This is a genomic window from Flavobacterium sp. GP15 (assembly GCF_014281985.1).
Lineage (GTDB): Bacteria > Bacteroidota > Bacteroidia > Flavobacteriales > Flavobacteriaceae > Flavobacterium > Flavobacterium pygoscelis.
The window spans coordinates 691261-710918 of sequence record NZ_JACFTC010000001.1 but is presented as its reverse complement, the minus strand read 5'-3'; the positions used below and the strand labels follow the sequence as shown (position 1 = coordinate 710918).

The 19658-nt window shown below is 31.8% G+C and carries 19 protein-coding genes; 7 read left to right on the top strand and 12 right to left on the bottom strand.

All coding sequences use genetic code 11. From position 1 onward, the window contains the following. The first annotated feature begins 300 nt into the window (after positions 1-300). Positions 301-1353: a ferredoxin--NADP reductase gene (locus tag H2650_RS03130; RefSeq protein WP_188049297.1), complete on the top strand. Its 1053-nt coding sequence runs from the start codon at positions 301-303 to the stop codon at positions 1351-1353. 77 nt (positions 1354-1430) lie between these two features. Then, positions 1431-1739 carry a hypothetical protein gene (locus tag H2650_RS03125; protein ID WP_188049296.1) on the top strand — a complete coding sequence of 103 codons (309 nt, stop codon included), beginning with the start codon at positions 1431-1433 and terminating at the stop codon, positions 1737-1739. Between the two features lie 33 nt (positions 1740-1772). Here the strand turns inward: H2650_RS03125 and H2650_RS03120 are convergent, their stop codons facing one another. Next, the gene (locus H2650_RS03120) at positions 1773-2783 is read right to left on the bottom strand and encodes a glycosyltransferase family 9 protein (RefSeq protein ID WP_188049295.1); all 1011 of its coding nucleotides are present in this window, start codon (positions 2781-2783) and stop codon (positions 1773-1775) included. A 203-nt stretch (positions 2784-2986) separates the two neighbouring features. After that, complete coding sequence (locus tag H2650_RS03115; protein WP_188049294.1) at positions 2987-3592, bottom strand: DUF4254 domain-containing protein; 606 nt, start codon at positions 3590-3592, stop codon at positions 2987-2989. Positions 3593-3679: 87 nt separating this feature from the next. On the opposite strand from H2650_RS03115, the gene upp reads away from it, so the two are divergent. Beyond that, positions 3680-4333: a uracil phosphoribosyltransferase gene (gene upp, locus H2650_RS03110; RefSeq protein ID WP_188049293.1), complete on the top strand. Its 654-nt coding sequence runs from the start codon at positions 3680-3682 to the stop codon at positions 4331-4333. Here the strand turns inward: upp and H2650_RS03105 are convergent. Next, positions 4328-5257 carry a DUF6427 family protein gene (locus H2650_RS03105; RefSeq protein WP_188049292.1) on the bottom strand — a complete coding sequence of 310 codons (930 nt, stop codon included), beginning with the start codon at positions 5255-5257 and terminating at the stop codon, positions 4328-4330. The genes upp and H2650_RS03105 overlap by 6 nt on opposite strands. A gap of 141 nt (positions 5258-5398) precedes the next feature. Between H2650_RS03105 and H2650_RS03100 the strand changes: the two genes are divergently transcribed. Then, a complete protein-coding gene (locus H2650_RS03100; protein WP_188049291.1) occupies positions 5399-5629 on the top strand; it encodes a uracil phosphoribosyltransferase in 231 nt (76 codons plus the stop codon). 32 nt (positions 5630-5661) lie between these two features. Here H2650_RS03100 and purD read toward each other — a convergent pair whose 3' ends face one another. Beyond that, positions 5662-6936: a phosphoribosylamine--glycine ligase gene (gene purD / locus H2650_RS03095; RefSeq protein WP_188049290.1), complete on the bottom strand. Its 1275-nt coding sequence runs from the start codon at positions 6934-6936 to the stop codon at positions 5662-5664. Between the two features lie 152 nt (positions 6937-7088). On the opposite strand from purD, the gene H2650_RS03090 reads away from it, so the two are divergent. Further along, positions 7089-8399, top strand: coding sequence for a phenylacetate--CoA ligase family protein (locus H2650_RS03090; RefSeq protein ID WP_188049289.1), 1311 nt, complete (start codon positions 7089-7091; stop codon positions 8397-8399). On the opposite strand, the gene H2650_RS03085 is transcribed toward H2650_RS03090, so the two are convergent. From H2650_RS03085 to H2650_RS03060, 6 genes are all read right to left on the bottom strand, one after another. Beyond that, on the bottom strand, positions 8383-9156 hold the full coding sequence (locus H2650_RS03085; protein WP_188049288.1) for a glycosyltransferase family 2 protein: 774 nt from the start codon (positions 9154-9156) through the stop codon (positions 8383-8385). The two genes, H2650_RS03090 and H2650_RS03085, sit on opposite strands and share 17 nt — an antisense overlap. Before the next feature lie 2 nt (positions 9157-9158). After that, on the bottom strand, positions 9159-10508 hold the full coding sequence (locus H2650_RS03080; protein ID WP_188049287.1) for an exopolysaccharide biosynthesis polyprenyl glycosylphosphotransferase: 1350 nt from the start codon (positions 10506-10508) through the stop codon (positions 9159-9161). Next, entirely contained in the window at positions 10508-11491 is a 984-nt protein-coding gene (locus H2650_RS03075) for a UDP-glucuronic acid decarboxylase family protein (RefSeq protein WP_188049286.1), read from the bottom strand. The genes H2650_RS03080 and H2650_RS03075 overlap by 1 nt, the downstream gene beginning before the upstream one ends. A gap of 130 nt (positions 11492-11621) precedes the next feature. Then, on the bottom strand, positions 11622-13301 hold the full coding sequence (locus tag H2650_RS03070) for a hypothetical protein (RefSeq protein WP_188049285.1): 1680 nt from the start codon (positions 13299-13301) through the stop codon (positions 11622-11624). A gap of 36 nt (positions 13302-13337) precedes the next feature. Further along, positions 13338-14825: a GH3 auxin-responsive promoter family protein gene (locus H2650_RS03065; RefSeq protein ID WP_188049284.1), complete on the bottom strand. Its 1488-nt coding sequence runs from the start codon at positions 14823-14825 to the stop codon at positions 13338-13340. Between the two features lie 51 nt (positions 14826-14876). Next, positions 14877-15395, bottom strand: coding sequence for a peptidase (locus tag H2650_RS03060; RefSeq protein ID WP_188049283.1), 519 nt, complete (start codon positions 15393-15395; stop codon positions 14877-14879). A gap of 212 nt (positions 15396-15607) precedes the next feature. On the opposite strand from H2650_RS03060, the gene tatA reads away from it, so the two are divergent. After that, a complete protein-coding gene (gene tatA / locus H2650_RS03055; RefSeq protein WP_188049282.1) occupies positions 15608-15784 on the top strand; it encodes a twin-arginine translocase TatA/TatE family subunit in 177 nt (58 codons plus the stop codon). Between the two features lie 74 nt (positions 15785-15858). On the opposite strand, the gene H2650_RS03050 is transcribed toward tatA, so the two are convergent. Continuing rightward, positions 15859-17982 carry a Tex family protein gene (locus tag H2650_RS03050; RefSeq protein WP_188049281.1) on the bottom strand — a complete coding sequence of 708 codons (2124 nt, stop codon included), beginning with the start codon at positions 17980-17982 and terminating at the stop codon, positions 15859-15861. A gap of 7 nt (positions 17983-17989) precedes the next feature. Further along, the gene (locus H2650_RS03045; RefSeq protein WP_188049280.1) at positions 17990-19114 is read right to left on the bottom strand and encodes a Fic family protein; all 1125 of its coding nucleotides are present in this window, start codon (positions 19112-19114) and stop codon (positions 17990-17992) included. A 209-nt stretch (positions 19115-19323) separates the two neighbouring features. Between H2650_RS03045 and H2650_RS03040 the strand changes: the two genes are divergently transcribed. Next, positions 19324-19599: a DUF1294 domain-containing protein gene (locus H2650_RS03040; protein WP_188049279.1), complete on the top strand. Its 276-nt coding sequence runs from the start codon at positions 19324-19326 to the stop codon at positions 19597-19599. The last annotated feature ends 59 nt before the right edge of the window (positions 19600-19658 follow it).

Below are 19658 nucleotides of genomic sequence, written 5' to 3'. Positions count from 1 at the left end.
AAAAACAAATATACATAAGAATCTTATACATAATACTATTAGGTATGTAATTTTTAAAGTAAACGGATCATTTAACTAAAAATTAAAACAAAAAATAGCCTAATTAACACTAATAAAAACTATTTCTCATTTTAATACTTTTTAGAAAGCTAAAATTGGGGAAATTTAATTTTTAAAAAAAATATGATTCGTGTCATTCGTGTCAAAAAATATCCACTAGTTTTCCGCTATTATAAATTTTCAAACACTTTGATTTAAGAAACCTAATCTGTTTATTATCTTTGTCAAAAAAAAAATCCCATGTCATCCTTTTTAAAACTAATTATAAAAGAAGTAAAACGCGAAACTAAAGATGCCGTTTCTATACTTTTTAACGTACCGGAAGAACTAAAAGCAAATTACAAATTCATTGCGGGTCAATACCTAAATTTGAAACTAACGCTGGACGGTCAAGAAATTCGCCGTGCCTATTCTATTTGTTCATCACCCGACAGTGGCGAACTTCGCATTGCAGTCAAAGCGGTAAAAGATGGTGCATTTTCTCAATTTGCTAATACAAAACTAAAAGCCGGTGACGCCATTGAAGTAGGAACTCCTGAAGGAAAATTTACTTTTGAACCACAAGCAGACCGACAAAAAAATTATGTTGCTTTTGTTGCAGGAAGCGGAATAACACCCGTAATGTCGATATTGAAATCAGTATTGAAAAACGAATCTAAAAGCTCTTTTGTACTGGTTTATGGCAACAAATCTCCCGAGGAAACGATTTTTCATCAAGAATTACACGATTTGCAATTGCAATATGTAGGTCGTCTTTTTGTACATTATGTATTCAGTCAAGCCAAAACAGACAATGCATTATTTGGTAGAATTGAGAAAGCAGCAGTAAACTTTGTTTTGAAAAACAAGCACAAGGAACTCGAATTTGATAAGTTCTACTTGTGTGGTCCTGAGCCTATGATCAATCTAGTTTCTGATGTTTTAAAAGAGCACAACGTAAAGGATACTGCTATAAAATTTGAATTATTCGCAGCTTCTATCGTAGAAAACACTATAGAAAAATCCTTAAGCGGACACTCCAAAATCACCATTATGGTTGATGATGAGGAAACGACTTTTGAAATGTCTCAGAAACAAACCGTTTTGGATGCGGCATTAAAACAAGGAATCGACGCACCTTATTCTTGCCAAGGCGGAATTTGTAGCAGCTGTCTGGCTCGTGTTACCTCTGGAACTGCCGAAATGAGTAAAAACTCCATTCTTACTGATAAAGAAATTGCTAGCGGATTGATCCTTACCTGTCAAGCGCATCCCACATCAGAAAGCATTTATATTGATTATGATGATGTTTAATCAATAAATAACTACTAATTTAAAATTCCAAACTCCTACTTAAAAATAGGAATTTGGAATTTTTTATTTCAAACCAAATGAAAAAACCACGGGAAATTTTTAAAAACAAACCTAATCTTCTGGAAGAAACAGAAGTCGAACAACTTTTAGACTACTGTGAAAAGTTGCAAGACGAATTAGTCGATTTAAAATTTCAGCAAAACGAAAACAAGCAATTGATAATGCTGGACATGCTCAAAGAAATTGTAAAAGCGTGTGAAGAAACCGAAAAACAACAAAAAGAATCGATCCGTTTTGGTTTAGAATCTCCTGATTTTGAAGTATCTATTTCTAATTTAAAACGATATTTACAGGTTAGATGTAGAGAAAATGGGATTTGGCTGTAAGCCAAATAAAATTGCCTGCATAATAGTTTAAAACTACAGTAATGACTGAATACGAGAAACTACACTCTCTGGTAAAATAGTTCGCATTACCTCATCATATCCTTCTACTTTTTTATTGCCATAAACTGATGTTGGTAACATAGGATACTTTTCTCTATCTGAAACCAAAGCATTTTCTATGGGTTGATTAAATGGTGAAAAACCAGCAAAAGGATGTGTTGCACCCCAAAGTGTTACTACTTTTACACCAAGCATTGCTGCAATATGAGCATTACCAGAATCCATAGAAAGCATTACATCTAGATTACTGATCAGTTTTAATTCCTGTTGAAATTTAATTTTTCCCGCTACATTTATTACATTTTTAAAAGGAGTGGCAAGTGAATCTAAAATTTCGATTTCTTTTTTTCCGCCGCCAAAAAGTAAAATAGTATGCTCTTTATTTTCGGACAATTTTGCGAGGACTTCTTTCATTAAATCCAAAGGATACACTTTAGAATCGTATTGTGCAAAAGGAGCTATTCCGATTAATTTTTGATAATTTTCGCCAATTAAGTCTGTAATTTCTGCACTTAAGACCGTTTTTTGGGGAAATTCTAGCTCAAGAGATAAATCTATTGGATAACCAAGTGTTTTAAAAACCTCAGCATGCCTTTCGAACATCGTTGGTAATTGCTGGAATACTTTGTTTACGGCGCGCGTTAATTCTTTTTTACCAGCACGACCTTTATCTACCGCAGCTACTTTTTTTCCTGTTACTAGAAAAAGATTTCGGATAATTTGAGAACGCAATACATTGTGCAAATCAGCAAAAGCGTCAACGTGAAGCGCTCTTACATCTTGAAATAATCGAAGTAATCCCAAAAAACCTTTGTGCCTTTCTTTTTCGTCGAAAGCAAAAAAGGAAACATTAGGAATTCCTTCAAAAAAAGGCTTAAAGAAAGGTCGCGAAATTACGGTGACTTGAACCGATGGATATTGTTTTACAAAAGCGCGTAAAACAGGAACCGTCATAGCCACATCTCCCATTGCGGAAAGTCTCATGACAGCGATATGTTTGGTATTTTTTGACAAGTATAAATATTTATTCTTGGGATCTTAGCCCAGATTGAAATGAAAATCCCGGAACAAAAAAAGTAACGTTTCTGGTTCTAAAAAAGCGACCAGCGGAAGCTCTTTTTAGGACCATAGAAACGGTACTTTTTTTGTGAGGAATTGTAATGGAAAGCTGGAAAAAGCTCCTGAAATTACTTCTTATTTTGGTACAAAACAGGATTTAAGTCATCGTCATTGTACATTTTCATTTGCTTATACACTTTCATGAATTTATCACCTTTTTCGATATCAGTCAATAAATCATCGATAGCTGTTGATAAATCAGTTCTTTGCTCTAACAAAATATTCAATTTTACTTGACATTTGTCTCTGTGGTCTTGAGAAGCTTCTGCGCGAGTCGCCTCTTCATTCATATGATAAATTTTAAGCGCCAAAATAGACAATCTATCAAAAGCCCAAGCCGGACTTTCAGAGTTGATTTTTGCATTGTCTTTGATGACTACCGTGCTGTATTTTTGTAAAAAATAACTATCAATATATTCTACCATATCGGTACGTTCTTGATTAGAAGCATCAATTCTTCTTTTTAGAGTCAAAGCTGCAACAGGATCAATGTTTGGATCTCTAATAATATCTTCAAAATGCCATTGTACGGTATCAATCCAGTTTTTATGATACAACAAATGTTCAAATTTATCTTTTGGAAACGGATTGTTGATGGGTTGATCTACATTATCAAATTGATGATAATCCTTAATACTTTGTTCGAATACGGAATAAGCTAATTTTGAAAACATATTTTTATATTTAATAATTACAAAGATACTTTTTATACTTTTATGGTTTAACAAAAACTGTAGAAGTTTAATATCAAAAAATAAATCATGCAAATTCATATTTTATCAGAAAACAATAGTATCCTGAACCATTTTTTAGGACAAATTAGAAATGTTGATGTTCATAAGGACAGCATGCGTTTTCGAAGAAATATTGAGCGAATTGGTGAAATCATGTCGTATGAATTAAGCAAAGAACTAAGTTATAAAAACGTGGAAATCCAAACCCCACTTGGTATAAAAAAGACTACCGAAATTAATGACCCAATAGTTTTATGTTCTATACTACGGGCTGGTTTGCCTTTGCACCAAGGTTTTCTAAATTATTTTGACAGTGCTGAAAATGGTTTTATTTCGGCTTTCAGACATCATCCAAACAACGATGATTATTTTGAAATTAAAGTCGATTATCAAGCCGTAGCAGACATCAATAAAAAGAATGTATTGTTACTTGACCCAATGTTAGCAACTGGTCAATCTATAATTGCTGTTTATAATAAATTGATGGAAAGAGGAAATCCAAAGGAAATTCATATTGCTGTTGTGATTGCAACCCCCGAAGGTATTGCCCATTTAGAAGATCATTTACCTAAAAATTGTCATCTTTGGATTGCTACTTTAGACGATAGTCTAGATGCTAAAAATTATATCGTTCCTGGGTTAGGAGATGCTGGTGATTTAGCCTACGGTCCGAAATTATAACTGGCTAAAGAAAGCAAAAACACTACAAATAATAAGTACATACAACACTATTTCCTGATTCAATCTAAGTTGTGGCATTTCTATATGACTGGTGGTCATAATGGCCAAAGGAGCAATCGTGAAAATTAACAAGTCATTGCTTTTCTCTGGTGCAACCAAGAAAATTATAACTCCGATGAAAAAGGATGCTATTATTTTTTTGAAAGAGGTATGAGAAACTTGAGGTTTATTAGACATTGTTGAAAACATTGATACTAAGAAAAACAGCGCAATTGTAGCGTATATAGAAAATGCCGCGTTTTGGTAATTATTAGTAAAATAGGATATTTCAAAATTCGTATGTACGGTTTTAATAAAATAATCAAATCCGCTTAGATTAAAAAGAGTAACATAGAGGGAGTATAATGTTCCGACTATAAAAAAAGCAATAAATGGCAGTATCCAGTTTCTGTAATCTCTGGAAACGTGAAAAATGATCGATATAAAAACTAGAATTATAAATAGAACACTCCAAAAATAGAATAAGGAGGCCATAAAGATCCAAAAAGAGGCATCAAATATTTTTTCCTTAGAGGCTTTTAGCGATTGTAAAGAAAGTAATCTTCGTAAGGCAAGCAGGATAAAAAAATTAGCAATAATTAGATTCGTATTGCTAAATACCGATGGAAAGAAAAGCAGAAACAAAAAGGAAAAAAAGATCGTAAAGGTACTGTCCTTGGTCAGTACATTTCGCTTTGCTATAAAATTGGATACGAATAAAGAAGCCAATAAAAGACAAAACAATCCTATCTTTGTTAGTATTGAAAAAATGGATTTTGTCCATGACAAATCTTGAAATTGAAATATTAAAAAGAAGAACAACATTAAAATTCCAACAAATAAAAAATTTAATGGTGTAGATTTTCTAAAAACACTTGTTATCATACGGATATTTTATACTTTTGTGTCGGTAAATATAAGACTTGTTTAAAAAGTAAGCCCTGCTAGTCTGAAAAGATTCCTAAAAAGTCCCTTTTTAACTCGTCCTACCACAAAAAACAACTACTAAAATTAATTTTATACATTATGAAAGCATTTTTCGAAGCAATACAATACTTATTTGTAGACATCTTATTTGCTCCTCAAGATTTTTTACGCTCATTAGAGTTAAGATCTTGGTTTGCAGCAAATACAATTAACTGGATTTTCATGATTATTTGTGCGGCTGCAATGGTATATTGGATCAAACAATTAAAAATGTTTGAAGATGCAGGTACTGAAAAGCAAGATACTACCGCTCACTCTTTCTTTAAATAAGATTTAAACAAAAAGGGAACGATAGCTCGAAACTATTTTAAATCGTTTCCAATATCTTTTCTAAAATACATCTTATCAAAATTTAGTTTATCTATATTTTGGTAAGATTTTTTTATGGCCTCTTCAAAATTATTTCCGTAAGATGTAATTGCTAAAACTCTTCCTCCATTAGAAACAACATTTCCGTTATCTAATTTGGTTCCTGCGTGAAAAACAATTGAATCTTGGATGGTTTCTAATCCCGAAATTACTTTTCCTTTTTCAAAATCTTCCGGATAACCTCCAGAAACAACCATAATTGTAGTGGCACTTCTTTCGTCTACTTCTAGTGTAATCTCATCCAGCTTTTCATTGGCTACAGCCAAAAATAACTCGACTAAATCGGTTTTCAATCTCGGAATCACTACTTCTGTTTCTGGATCACCCATTCTCACGTTATACTCGATCACAATAGGTTCGTCATTGACATTGATTAATCCGATAAAAACAAAACCTTTATACGGAATACCATCTTTTTTAAAACCATCAATTGTTGGTTTTACGATGCGTGTTTCAATCTTTTCCATCAAAACGGCATCAACATAAGGAACTGGAGAAACTGCTCCCATTCCGCCTGTATTCAATCCTGTATCGCCTTCGCCTATGCGCTTGTAATCTTTAGCAGTAGGTAGAATTTTATAATTTTTTCCGTCTGTCAAAACAAAACAGCTCAGTTCTATTCCGTCTAGAAATTCTTCAATTACCACTTTTGAACTCGCATTACCAAATTTTTGGTGCACGAGCATATTTCTTAATTCCTCTTTGGCTTCAGCTAAATCTTGAATGATCAAAACTCCTTTTCCTGCTGCTAATCCATCTGCTTTTAATACATAAGGCGGTTGCAATGTTTCTAGAAATTCACATCCTTTTTCTACCGTTTCAGCAGTAAAACTATCGTAAGCAGCTGTTGGAATATTATGTCGGATTAAAAATTCCTTTGCAAATTCTTTACTTCCTTCTAATTGCGCACCTAATTTAGAGGGACCAATTACTGGAATGTGTTTTAAGGCAGCATCATTCAAAAAGAAATCATAAATCCCTTTTACTAAAGGATCTTCAGGACCTACTACTACCATAGTTACCTTTTCTTGGATCACAAATGATTTAATAGCATCAAAATCTGTAGGACTCAAAGCAACATTTGTGGCTATTGTAGCAGTTCCAGCATTTCCGGGTGCTACAAAAAGAGTCTCGCAAAGTGGACTTTGAATCATTTTCCATGCAAAAGCATGTTCTCTACCTCCTGAACCCAATAATAAAATTCTCATTTTGTGTGTTTTTTAGTTGTGTGTTTCCCTTTTTCAAGGAGGTGCAAAAATAATTGCTTTTGGACGTAAAAAATAATTAATTTTCAAAAATTTGCCACTTCCTGATTATTACTTGGTGGTATATATTATTTTTGATAAAATATCCTTGTAAAATGTTTCGAATTTTTGACTTATCGCTTTTATTAAATGGTTTTCCTATACAGAAAGCTAAAAAGGAATTGCGAGAAATTCTAGCATTGTCTGAACAAGAACATGACATTTTTATAGAAAATAAAAAACAAGAAATTGTCACTTTTCATTTAGAAAACAATTCTTTTTATCAGGAATTAGTGGGTATAAAAACTTTTAAAAATTGGAATGATTTACCCATTTTAAATAAAAAAAATTTACAAAAACCATTATTAGAAAGGTTTTCTAAAGGATATTCTTCAAAAAATAGTTACATCAATAAAACTTCTGGTTCTAGTGGCGAGCCTTTTGTTTTTGCAAAAGATAAATACAGCCACGCTTTAACTTGGGCTTCAAATATATACCGTTTTAGTTGGTACGGAATTGATTTTAACACTTCCTTTCAAGCGCGTTTTTATGGAATTCCGCTGGATTTTTTAGGCAACAAAAAGGAAAGAGTCAAAGACTTTTTAAGCAATCGCTATCGTTTCTCTATTTTTGATTTATCAGATCGAGCATTAGAAGTGATGTTGAAAGAGTTTGAAAAAAAGAAATTTGATTATATTAATGGTTATACGAGTTCTATCGTTTTATTTGCAAAATTCCTTGAGAAAAAAAATATAATTTTATCGGTTATTTGTCCCACTTTAAAAGTTTGTATTGTAACATCTGAGATGCTTTTTGAAGAGGATAAAATCCTATTAGAAAAGCAATTTGGCATTCCTATCGTCAATGAATATGGAGCTTCAGAACTGGATTTAATAGCTTTTCAAAATACGGAACAGCAATGGCAAGTAAATGCAGAAACACTTTTTGTAGAAATAATAGACGAAAATGATCAAACCGTTCCCTATGGTGTGTCGGGCCGAATCGTAATTACTTCCTTATTTAATAAAGCACATCCGTTTATTAGATATGATATTGGTGATATTGGAATACTAGATGAAAAAAGCACCTTACAAAAACCTATTTTAAAGAAATTATTGGGTCGTACTAATGACTTTGCCGTTTTACCTAGCGGCAAAAAAACGCCTGGTTTAACTTTCTATTACATTACAAAAAGTATTATTGAAGATGATGGAAACGTAAAGGAATTCGTGATTAAACAAACCAAATTAGATTTATTCGAAATCGAATATGTTAGCGAAAAAGAATTGAATTTAGAACAAATAAATAAAATTAAACAAGCTATTGATTTGTATCTGGAGCCTGATTTAAAATTTAAATTTACCAGAAAACGAACTCTTGATCGAAGCAATAGAGGAAAGTTAAAACAATTTAAATCGTTGCTTTAATATATCGTGGTTTTATCAGCAATTGTGTAAATAAAAACCCAGTCATACACAATAAAGAAACGAATAAATTATACCCATGAAAGGTTCTATAAACCTTAAAATTATGGTACACTAAATCAAATTTTGAAGCAGAGATCGAATTTTTTCGAATGCGATAATAGGCCAAACTTTCAGGAATTACTGGAGCTAATTTAATTTTTTGTAAAATCGTGAGCCACAACATCCAATCTTGACGCTTTCTGATAGACGAAATACTTATTTTTCCAAAATAATCAACATCATAAATTCCCGTGAGATTTCCAACATAATTACAAAAAAACAATTGTTGGTAACTCAAGATTAAAGGTGATTCGATTCTTTTATTCAATGCTTTTCCGTTTTCATCTATAATTTCGTAAAAAGAAAAAGTGAAAGGGATTTTATTTATTTGGAGAAAATGTACTTGCTTTTCTAATTTTGTTGGTTTCCAAATATCATCCGCATCTAAAAAAGCAATGTATTTTCCAGAAGTTTCATTCAAAGCTGTATTTCTAGCAATTCCGGTTCCTGCATTCTCATGATGTTTACAAATTTTTATCCGATTGTCTTTTTTAATAAATTCTTCTATAATCGAGACTGTAGCATCATTAGAAGCGTCATCTACAATAATCATTTCCCAGTTTTGATAGGTTTGATTTAAAACAGATTGAATTGATTCTGTAATGTATTTTTCAGAATTAAAAGCAGGCGTAATTATAGAAACCAATGGATTTTTCATGTTTAATAAGCTTTATCGTCGCCACGCAAAATATGGAATATCGTGATGAAAATGATTTTTATATCTAACAAAATAGACCAATTTTCAATATAAAAAATATCATATTTTACTCTATTAATTATATCAGTATCGGTTTCTACTTCGCCTCTATATCCTTTGGTTTGTGCTAATCCTGTGATTCCTGGTTTTACAAAATGTCGAACCATGAATTTATCGATTTTGGTAGCATATAAATCAGTAACACTGATCATATGTGGTCTTGGACCAACAACAGACATTTCTCCCAAGAAAACATTAAAAAATTGTGGCAATTCATCGATACTTGTTTTACGAATAAATTTTCCCACCTTAGTGATTCTAACATCATTTTTAGATGACAATTTCATATCGGCAGAATCGTTTAATTCCATCGATCGAAATTTATAACAATTGAAATTCTTAGAATTGATTCCGCTTCTTTTTTGAACAAAAAATAATGGTCCTTTCGATTCTAATTTTATTAAAACAGCCATTATAGGTAGCAACCATGACAATACGGTTATTATTATAAAGCAAGAAAAAACAAGATCAAAAATTCGTTTTATTACTTTATTAAAATCTTCTTCCTGCAAGATATTCCTCAAGGACATGACAGGAATGTAATCGTAAAATTCGAACTTTACATTGGAGGATAGGATTTGCTTTTCGTCGGGAATAAATTTTAATGTTTTAAAATTATTATCAGCAAAATCAATAATATCTGCAATTTGCTCTGGCGATAAATCGGCGATAGAACAATAAATTTCATCAATATTTTCTTCTGTTACAAAAGAAAGACATCTCTTTATACTTTCTTCATTTGCTTCTTTCAACAAAAAAACTTGGGTTAAGTTATAGCCATAATCTGGGTTTTCGGTAAAGAAATGTTTCAAAGGATTAATCCTTTCCTCATTCCCCAACAATACAACAGTTCTAAAATTTCCGCCGTACCAAACTCTATATTTTCTTAAAAAATAATAAATAGATACTTTGACAAAAAAAACAAGACTAAGCGCTACAACTATGTAAAAAACAACTCTTTTTGGAGGATTAGATTCTGAATCAAACAACTCCAGAATCAAACAAAATAAACCAAACAAAGCAGCCTGTTTTATGGTTTTATTTGCAATTGCAATGCTCTTTGTATAGCGATATATTTCATAAAAACCGAGATAAATGGCAGTAAGTATCCATGCTGCGCTTATCAAAATAACATACCAAAACTGATTGTCGTGAGGTATTAAATAAATACTCAAAACATTAATGATTATTAAATCAATCCAATATGAAAAAGGGCGAATGTAAACTGAATATCTTCCTACTTTTGTTTTCACTACTTGATATAGCTTGAAAAATCTTTATGCTCTTCCTTAGATAATTCTTCTTTTGACAAAGATCTAAAGTAATCATACGTTATTTTCATTCCTTCTGCACGACCAACTTTAGCTTCCCATCCTAGTAACTCTTTAGCCTTAGTGGTGTCTGGACGGCGTTGCAAAGGATCATTTACAGGAAGTTCATGATAGACTACTTTTTGATTGGTTCCGGTTAATTTTATAATTTCTTCGGCAAAATCTTTAATCGTAATTTCATCTGGATTTCCAATATTTACAGGATATACATAATCTGAATGTAACAATCTAAAAATTCCTTCTACTTGATCATCTACATAACAAAAAGAACGCGTTTGCATTCCGTCACCAAAAATGGTTAAATCTTCACCTCGTATGGCTTGGCCTATAAATGCCGGAATAACACGACCATCATTGAGTCGCATTCTTGGACCATAGGTATTAAAAATGCGAACAATTCTAGTTTCTACACCATGAAAAGTATGGTAGGCCATTGTAATAGATTCCTGAAATCGCTTGGCTTCATCATAAACACCTCTTGGACCAATCGTATTTACATTTCCATAATATTCTTCGGTCTGAGGATGAACTAGTGGATCACCATAAACTTCAGAGGTCGATGCAATAAGAATTCTTGCTTGCTTTACTCTAGCCAATCCTAAAAGATTATGTGTGCCTAAAGAACCCACTTTTAAGGTTTGAATCGGTATTTTTAAGTAATCTATCGGACTTGCGGGCGATGCAAAATGAAGAATATAATCTAAATTTCCAGGAACATGAACAAACTTCGTAATATCGTGATGATAAAACTCGAAGTTTTCTAATTTAAAAAGATGTTCTATGTTTTTTAAATCTCCTGTAATAAGGTTATCCATGCCCATTACAAAATAACCTTCTTTTATGAAACGGTCACAAAGATGAGAGCCTAAAAATCCTGCAGCTCCAGTAATAAGTATTCTTTTCATATATTGATTATTATGTTGGATTTCTTCCTTAATTTACTAGGATTTGATTCTCCAATAAAGTTTTTACAAACTAGGGTAAGTTTGCGATATTCTGTTATTTTACTTCTTTAATACAGCGACTTGAATGTTACTATTTAACCTGGAAAATTTGTTCCAATATTTTAATAGTAATCAAATAGGTTGGTTTTACTCCTGTTGTCCCTAAACCACCCGAAGCCAATGTACTTCCGGTTTCTAATGGATTATCTGAGGCGTAATACGCGTATCTTACCTTGACGTCATGAGGAACACTTTTTCTGATTTTAGATGCCGATTGTATGGCTTTTTGATAGTAAGAACCTTCCATTTCAAGACCAATAATTCCCCAAGTAGATTCATGGAAAAATTTTAGTAAATCTCTATTTTGTAATGAGGTTCCAAGTACTGTAACCATTGGTCCAGCAAAAACGGCAATGTCATTTCCTTCAAACATTTCAGCTGATAATTCATTTTCGAAAAAATAATTGTCTGCCGTACCTTCGTTAATGTGGGCATTCGGAATCATTATATCTCCTTTTCCACCTTCTAGAATTCCTGCTTTACCCATTATAGAAACCGACTCCACGTTCAAAAGAATGTCTTTTTTATATGGCTTCAATAATTCGTCAATCGTTTCATAGGCTTGTTCACCAAAGGCATAATCCATAACAATAAGTACGGGTTTTTTATCACCAATAGTTGCGTTTGCAAATGATGTTTTAGACCAGTTTAATTTTGCTGTATCAAAAATTTGAACGTCAATATTAGTTCCAGAAGTATCTGGCAAAGAGATCATTCCGTGCTTTAAGGCTACATCCGAAACTTCATTTCTTAGAACATCTGCTCCAGATTTACTCAATTCCTCATAAATAAAGAAATCTGATTTGTCTTTGAACTTCGTTTTTAAAACCTCTGTTGCAAAAATGGAGTTCATAACCGAGTGCATGTTAGCACTAATAACATGAATAGGACGGTCTAAAAGTTTATTTTCTTCTAAAACCTTCTTAATATTTGTAGCCCAAACTTCACCGTGAATGTGATGTCCTAAGCGTTCTCTTAGAATAGGACTAAAGGTGATTGTTCGTTTATTATCATCAACAATTTCCTCTATTGCTAATTTTCCCAACCAAAAAATAACGTGCAAAAATCGGTCTGGCGAAGCGGTTGAACCAAAAGCATCATAAATATTTAAAACTTCCTCGAAAGTTCTACCTAAAATGTTTGCCGCATGCGAAATTGCTTTTTCTTTTTCTACAAGAGTCAGTTTTTTCTTTTGCGAAACAGCTTGCTCTAATTTAAACCAATCACGAGAAACTTCGCCTGCATCATCTAGTAAAACTCTATTTCTGATTTTATGAGATTCAATAAAAATAAATGTCAAATGCGTTAGAATATCATAAATATCAGATCGACCTCTTGTAATTTCAACATTCATTTGTTCCTCATCGATACGGTAACAATTGCGACGTCTTTTAGGCGGTACAATAGCCTGAAAATGGGATTTAGAATAGCCTTCATCCGAAGTTAAATTAATAAATCGGCATTCCTCTATTCCTACCGGAAGACGCTCAATTACATATAAAAGACCGTTTAACTCTACCTTTTCTTCTCCAATGTTTCCGTAAATTTCTGGACGCAATGCCAGTAAAGCTTCACGCAACGTATCTCCAGAAACTCCCATAGGTTTGTAAAATCCTCTATTAAAAAGATGACGCATCGTAATGTACATTTTTTCAATAGCTGCTGATGATTCTTGTGCTCTCGAACGAGATATATTTTTTGTTTCTTTCATTTTCTAATTATTTTCTAACCTTCAAAGGTAAGACATTTATTTTCTTTTTAATAAATCGACAATCTTCCTATCGTTTGAAAGACGAGGAATTTTATTCTGGCCACCTAATTTACCGATCGATTTCATATAGTCTTGAAAACCATTTTTAACCACTGGAGTGACCACTAATTTTTGCAACACTTTACCAACGATCAAATCATCGTAATACATATTTTGCTTGCGCATCGCATTATCAATCGCTTGCGCAAAAGTAACGCTGTCTTGTGGTTCGTTCTCATACTCAATAAACCACTCATGATAAGGCAAACCAGTTGTTGGTGTAATTTGAGGAGCAACCGTAAATTCATTAATACGAATTGTAGTTCCTAAAATAGCTTCTTGCAAAGCACTTTCTACTTCCTTACCAATAACATGCTCTCCAAAAGCCGAAATATAATGCTTAATCCTACCTGAAACGATGATTCTATACGGTTTTAAAGATACAAATTGAACGGTGTCACCAATATTATAACCCCAAAGTCCGGCATTGGTTGAAATAATTAAAACATAATTCACATTTAAAGCTACTTCGCCAATCGTATACCGTTTAGGATTTTCTAAATGAAATTCGTCACTTTTTATAAATTCATAAAAAATACCACCATTTAAAAGCAATAACATTCCTTTTTCTTTCTGCAAATCTTGATAAGCAAAGAAACCTTCAGAAGCTGGAAATAACTCGATGCTATCTACTTTTCTTCCAATTAAATTTTCAAATTTAGCGCGATAGGGTTCATAATTGACACCGCCATAAATGAATAAATTAAAATTTTTGAAAATTTCACCAATATTCTTCCCTCCTTTTTCCTGCAATTTTTCAAAATACATTTGCACCCAAGAAGGAATTCCTGAAATCACAGACATATCCTTGTCAAAAGTTTCCTCTACAATTGCATTTACTTTAGTTTCCCAATCTTCAATACAGTTGGTTTCCCATGAAGGCATTCTATTTTTTTGAAGGTATTTGGGAACAAAATGAGCTACAATTCCAGATAAACGACCTAGTTTTACTCCATTTTTCTCTTCTAAAATTGGACTTCCTTGTAAAAAAATCATTTTTCCATCAACAAAATCAGATTTTCCCGTTTCATGAATATAGTGCAGAATGGCATTTCTAGCCGCTTCAATATGATATGGCATGGATTCCTTTGTTAACGGAATGTATTTGGCACCAGAAGTAGTTCCTGAAGTTTTGGCAAAATATAACGGCTTGCCTTTCCAAAGAATATTTTCAGCTCCGTTAACCACCTGATCTACATAAGGTTTTAATGCTTCGTAATCCCGAACGGGAACTTGTTGAGCAAAATCAGTCGTAGTTTTTATTTTTTCAAAATCATGATCTTTACCAAACTGTGTGTTTTTAGCCTCTTTGATTAAATGCAAAAAAACTTTTTTTTGTGTTTCCACGGGATTATTAACCCAAACTTGTGTTTTTTTGTATATTTTTTGTGCAAACAATTTTGCTGCGATAGATTTTATAGACATAGTTATTTTAGTTTTGCCAAAAAGGCACAAAGGCAGAGGATATTGCTTGTTTTATTTCTTATTCTTTTCTTTCTTAGAAACTGGCTTTTTAGTTAATAAAGTAGTTTTTTCTTCTTCAGAAACCTCTTTTCTTAATTCTAATTCTTCCTTAGAGGCTTTTAATAATTCGGGTTCAACTAATTCATCACTAGAGGCTAGTATTGAATCTTTATTAAATTTGGCATATTCTAATTGACCAATAAGTACTTTTTTAATCGATAAAATATAGGCTTCATTTTTCTTTAATGCTGTAGTCAAAGAATCCGATTTTAATGCCAATTCAGTAGCATCTTTTTTTAATTTAGAAGAGGAATAACCGGGTATAAATTCTCTAAGAGGTGTAAAAGCAATAATAAAAGTAGTCACTGTAATAATAATTACCGCTCCTAAAGTGGCAAATATAAACACATTCATCAAGGTAAGTTTAAAAGAAAATGTTTCTTCAAAAGTATCTTCGTTTAAAATAATTAAACGTCTTTTATTGAATAAATTTTCTTTTATTTTACGTCTCTTGAGCTTTTTTTTAGGCATCGTATTTTATTATTGAACAAATATAACAATTATTGTTGTTGATTGTATTCGTAAGTGTTTGTCACAATGCTCTTACCTAAATTTATTTTTAATAAATTTTTAACGCTTTTGAAACCAAATAAATGCATTAAAATACTTTTCCATTAAGGAATTCTATATACCTTTGCCCAACGTTTTAGTACAAATTTGCTGCGGCAATAAATTATTCAATCATGGGAAGATTAGGTGTTACAGAAATCCTGGTTATATTAGCTGTTGTTTTATTACTTTTTGGAGGTAAAAAAATTCCAGAATTAATGAAAGGTTTAGGAAGCGGAATTAAAGAATTCAAGAATGCCGCTAAGGATGACCAACCAGCAAATAAAAAAGAAGACGAAACAAAAGAATAAATTTCTTTAATTTCAATATTAAAAAAATCCAAATTACATAAGGTAAACTTATGTAATTTGGATTTTTTTGTTGGTTATAGTATCATCGTTAGCTGAATCCTTTTTCTATCCTCATCAACCTCAGTAACTTTTACCTGAACGTGTTGGTGTAATTTTACTACTTCATTTACATCGCTTACAAAACCAGCTTTGAGTTGTGAAATATGAACTAAGCCACTTTCTTTCACACCAATATCAACAAAACATCCAAAATTGGTAATATTATTGACAATTCCTGGCAAAATCATTCCTGTTTTTATATCTTTTATTGATTTCACATTGGGATCAAATTCAAAAACCTTAGCCGACTTTCTAGGATCTAATCCTGGTTTTTCGAGTTCTTTAATAATATCTTTTAACCCTAGTAACCCTATTTCTGGTGTACTGTAATTTTCTGGTTTTATTAAAGCTGTTTTTTCAGGATTAGCAATTAAATCATTGACTGTCAATTTTAAATCCTTAGCCATTTTTTCAACAATTCCGTAGGCCTCAGGATGGACTGCCGAGTTATCTAGCGGATTTTTAGCATTCGAAATTCGGATAAATGCAACACCTTGTTGGTATGCTTTTTCTCCTAATCTAGGCACTTTTTTGAGTTGCTTTCTGTCTGTAAATGGGCCATTTTCCGATCGATATTGCACAATATTCTCGGCTAACTTCTCTCCTATCCCACTCACATAACTCAATAAGTGTTTACTGGCAGTATTGATATTAATTCCAACCGAGTTCACGCAACGAATTACGGTATTATCCAATTCTTCTTTTAATTTATTTTGATCTACATCATGTTGGTATTGTCCAACACCAATCGCTTTTGGGTCAATTTTTACCAATTCAGCCAATGGATCCGAAAGTCGTCTACCAATAGAAACCGAACCTCGAACCGTAACATCATAATTAGGAAATTCATCTCTGGCAATTTTAGAGGCTGAATATACTGAAGCACCAGCTTCACTGACAATAAAAACTTGTACGGGTTTATCAAAAGCAATTTTCTTTATAAAAAATTCTGTTTCACGAGATGCGGTTCCGTTTCCTATAGAAATAGCATCAATTTTATAGGAATTCACCATCGAACGAATTTTTTTCATCGCCATCGCTTCCTCTTTTTGTGGTGCGTGCGGATAAATCGTTTCATTGTATAACAAATCTCCTTTTTCGTCTAAACAAACAATTTTACAACCACTTCTAAATCCTGGATCAATCGCTAAAATTCGTTTTTCTCCTAAGGGCGGTGCCAATAATAACTGTCCTAAATTATTAGCAAAAACCTGAATAGAATTGGCATCAGCCTTAACCTTTGCTTCTTGCAAACTTTCATTTGAAATAGCAGGATTTAAAAGACGTTTAAAACTATCCTCAATAGCAAGCTGCACATGAGAAGTTGAATTGCTTTGTTTTTTTAAAATTATTTCATCAATTAAATCGTAAACTTCCTCTGTATCTACTTCGATTTTCATTTTTACAAAACCTTCGTTTTCAGCTCGAAGCATTGCTAATAATCGATGGGAAGGTGTTTTACTTAAAGGCTCTGACCAATCAAAATACTGATTGAATTTTTGAGCATTTTCGTCCTCTTTTTTAGATTTTACAACTTTTGTGGTAATACTAGCTTTCCTTTGATACAATCTACGCAATTGCTTACGCACATAAATGTTTTCGTTAATCCATTCTGCAATAATATCTCTAGCTCCTTGCAAAGCCAATTCTTCATTAATTACATTGTCATTCAAATATTTTGTTGCCAAGAAATCGATATCGTCATTTCCTTGAGCCATAATAATTTTAGCTAAAGGTTCTAATCCGTTTTCACGAGCCACATCAGCTTTTGTTTTTTTCTTCTTTTTAAAAGGCAAATAAAAATCTTCTAATTCCTGTAAATCAAAACTTGTTTCAATTTTAGATTTTAATTCAGGGGAAAGTACTTTTTGCTCTTCAATAGATTTTAAAATAGCCTCTTTACGTTTTACAATAACTTCATATTCCTTTTGAAACTTAGCTATATTTTCAATTTGAACTTCATCTAGATTTCCTGTTGTATCTTTTCGATAGCGAGAAATAAAGGGAATTGTACAATCTTCTTGTAGTAATTGAACCGTATTTTGAATGTTAATAGCTGTGGTAGCTACAAACTTTGCTATAAATTGTATGTTAGTCATTAGAATTTTAATTGAATAATTTTATATAATTTTTAAATACATATACTTTGCCTCTTTTGCCACCAGTTATTTCTTTTAGAATATCCATACTTACTAATTCTTCTAAAATTTTATAAGCTGTAGCTTGTGAAACACCAGTAATATCTACAATTTTAAATACATTAACTGTTGGTTTTTGATAGAGAACTTCCATAATACTCAGTAAGTGATGGCTTCTATTCCCAGTTTTTTTAATTTTATCTTCTATTTCTTTTTTCAATTTTAAAACAGCATCAAAGGTTTCAATTCCACTTTTAGCCGTTTCAATAACACCAACCAAGAAAAATTTAAACCATTGTTTTAAATCATTTTTGGTTCTTACATTCATCAAATTATCATAATAAAATTGTCGGTTTCTTTCAAAAAAATCAGATAAATATAAAATTGGCTTTTTTAGAATAGTTTTATCAACCAAATAAAGTGTTATCAACAACCGTCCAACTCTTCCGTTACCATCCAAAAAAGGATGAATAGTTTCAAATTGATAGTGAATTAAAGCAATTTTAAGTAAATCAGGAAAATAAAAATCTTCATTGTGTGCAAATTTTTCTAAATCACTCATTAGTTCTGACACCGAATTATGAACTGGCGGAATAAAAGTAGCATCATTTATAGAAGCACCACCAATCCAATTTTGACTTGTTCGAAATTCACCAGGTTGTTTATTATGACCTCTAACTCCTTGAAGCAATGTTTTGTGAGTTTCCTTAATCAAGCGAGTAGAAAACGGTAAAGTCTCCAGCTGTTTGATCGCAGTATTCATAGCTTCAATATAATTTTGAACTTCTTCCCAGTCGTCTCTTTTATCTAAAACTATATCTTCAATATCTAATAACGCTTCTTCAATATTAGTCTGTGTACCTTCAATTTTACTACTTTGTGTAGCTTCTTTAAGGACGTGCATACTAATAAACATATCAATGTTTGGAATATATTCTGAATACATATCCAATCTTCCTAATTGTCTATCAGCTTTTGAGAGTAATTGTTGAATTTCCATATCTTCAAGCAACCAAATTTTATCAATAAAGGAGGGTTGAAAACTTTTATAATAGCCTTGATTTTCAAAATTGCCTGATTTGTAATTCTTCATTTCTAAAACTTTTTTAAAACAAATATAGTTCTTAATTTAATTTTTACACTGTTTTTAAATTAAGAGCGTTCCTTAATTTAAATAATGCTTATTATTTAAATTAAGATTCCTGTAACAATAAATTTTATGGGATATTTAAAATAAACCATCTACTATTCTTAAATTAAAGCTATTTTTAAAATATTCTAAACTTTATAAAAAAAACAAAAATGTTTGTATTTATTCTATATCTATTAGTAATTAATACTTTATCATTTATACAAATTGGCTACGATAAAAATTTAGCTAAAAAAAACAAAAGCCGCATTTCTGAAAAAGCACTACTCTCATTTGTTTTTCTTGGAGGAACAATTGGTTCTGGATTAGCAATGCTTATTTTTAGACATAAAACTTCTAAAAAAAGTTACTTACTAAAGTTTTGGTTGATTGTTTTAATGCAGTTGCTTTTAACATATTTTGTCTATAATTATCTATTATCCAAATAATTGTAAACAAAAGGGTTTATTGGTTTTACTTATATTTTTAATTCATTGAAAGAGCATAA

Excerpts from the sequence above, each read along its gene's own strand:
- tatA (WP_188049282.1), top strand. The coding sequence starts at position 15,608 with ATGGGAAGATTAGGTGTTACAGAAATCCTGGTTATATTAGCTGTTGTT.
- H2650_RS03125 (WP_188049296.1), top strand. The coding sequence starts at position 1,431 with ATGAAAAAACCACGGGAAATTTTTAAAAACAAACCTAATCTTCTGGAA.
- H2650_RS03090 (WP_188049289.1), top strand. The coding sequence starts at position 7,089 with ATGTTTCGAATTTTTGACTTATCGCTTTTATTAAATGGTTTTCCTATA.
- H2650_RS03085 (WP_188049288.1), bottom strand. The coding sequence starts at position 9,156 with ATGAAAAATCCATTGGTTTCTATAATTACGCCTGCTTTTAATTCTGAA.
- H2650_RS03120 (WP_188049295.1), bottom strand. The coding sequence starts at position 2,783 with ATGAGACTTTCCGCAATGGGAGATGTGGCTATGACGGTTCCTGTTTTA.
- H2650_RS03100 (WP_188049291.1), top strand. The coding sequence starts at position 5,399 with ATGAAAGCATTTTTCGAAGCAATACAATACTTATTTGTAGACATCTTA.
- H2650_RS03070 (WP_188049285.1), bottom strand. The coding sequence starts at position 13,301 with ATGAAAGAAACAAAAAATATATCTCGTTCGAGAGCACAAGAATCATCA.
- H2650_RS03060 (WP_188049283.1), bottom strand. The coding sequence starts at position 15,395 with ATGCCTAAAAAAAAGCTCAAGAGACGTAAAATAAAAGAAAATTTATTC.
- H2650_RS03045 (WP_188049280.1), bottom strand. The coding sequence starts at position 19,114 with ATGAAGAATTACAAATCAGGCAATTTTGAAAATCAAGGCTATTATAAA.
- H2650_RS03115 (WP_188049294.1), bottom strand. The coding sequence starts at position 3,592 with ATGTTTTCAAAATTAGCTTATTCCGTATTCGAACAAAGTATTAAGGAT.
- H2650_RS03105 (WP_188049292.1), bottom strand. The coding sequence starts at position 5,257 with ATGATAACAAGTGTTTTTAGAAAATCTACACCATTAAATTTTTTATTT.
- H2650_RS03130 (WP_188049297.1), top strand. The coding sequence starts at position 301 with ATGTCATCCTTTTTAAAACTAATTATAAAAGAAGTAAAACGCGAAACT.
- H2650_RS03050 (WP_188049281.1), bottom strand. The coding sequence starts at position 17,982 with ATGACTAACATACAATTTATAGCAAAGTTTGTAGCTACCACAGCTATT.
- H2650_RS03075 (WP_188049286.1), bottom strand. The coding sequence starts at position 11,491 with ATGAAAAGAATACTTATTACTGGAGCTGCAGGATTTTTAGGCTCTCAT.
- upp (WP_188049293.1), top strand. The coding sequence starts at position 3,680 with ATGCAAATTCATATTTTATCAGAAAACAATAGTATCCTGAACCATTTT.
- purD (WP_188049290.1), bottom strand. The coding sequence starts at position 6,936 with ATGAGAATTTTATTATTGGGTTCAGGAGGTAGAGAACATGCTTTTGCA.
- H2650_RS03040 (WP_188049279.1), top strand. The coding sequence starts at position 19,324 with ATGTTTGTATTTATTCTATATCTATTAGTAATTAATACTTTATCATTT.
- H2650_RS03065 (WP_188049284.1), bottom strand. The coding sequence starts at position 14,825 with ATGTCTATAAAATCTATCGCAGCAAAATTGTTTGCACAAAAAATATAC.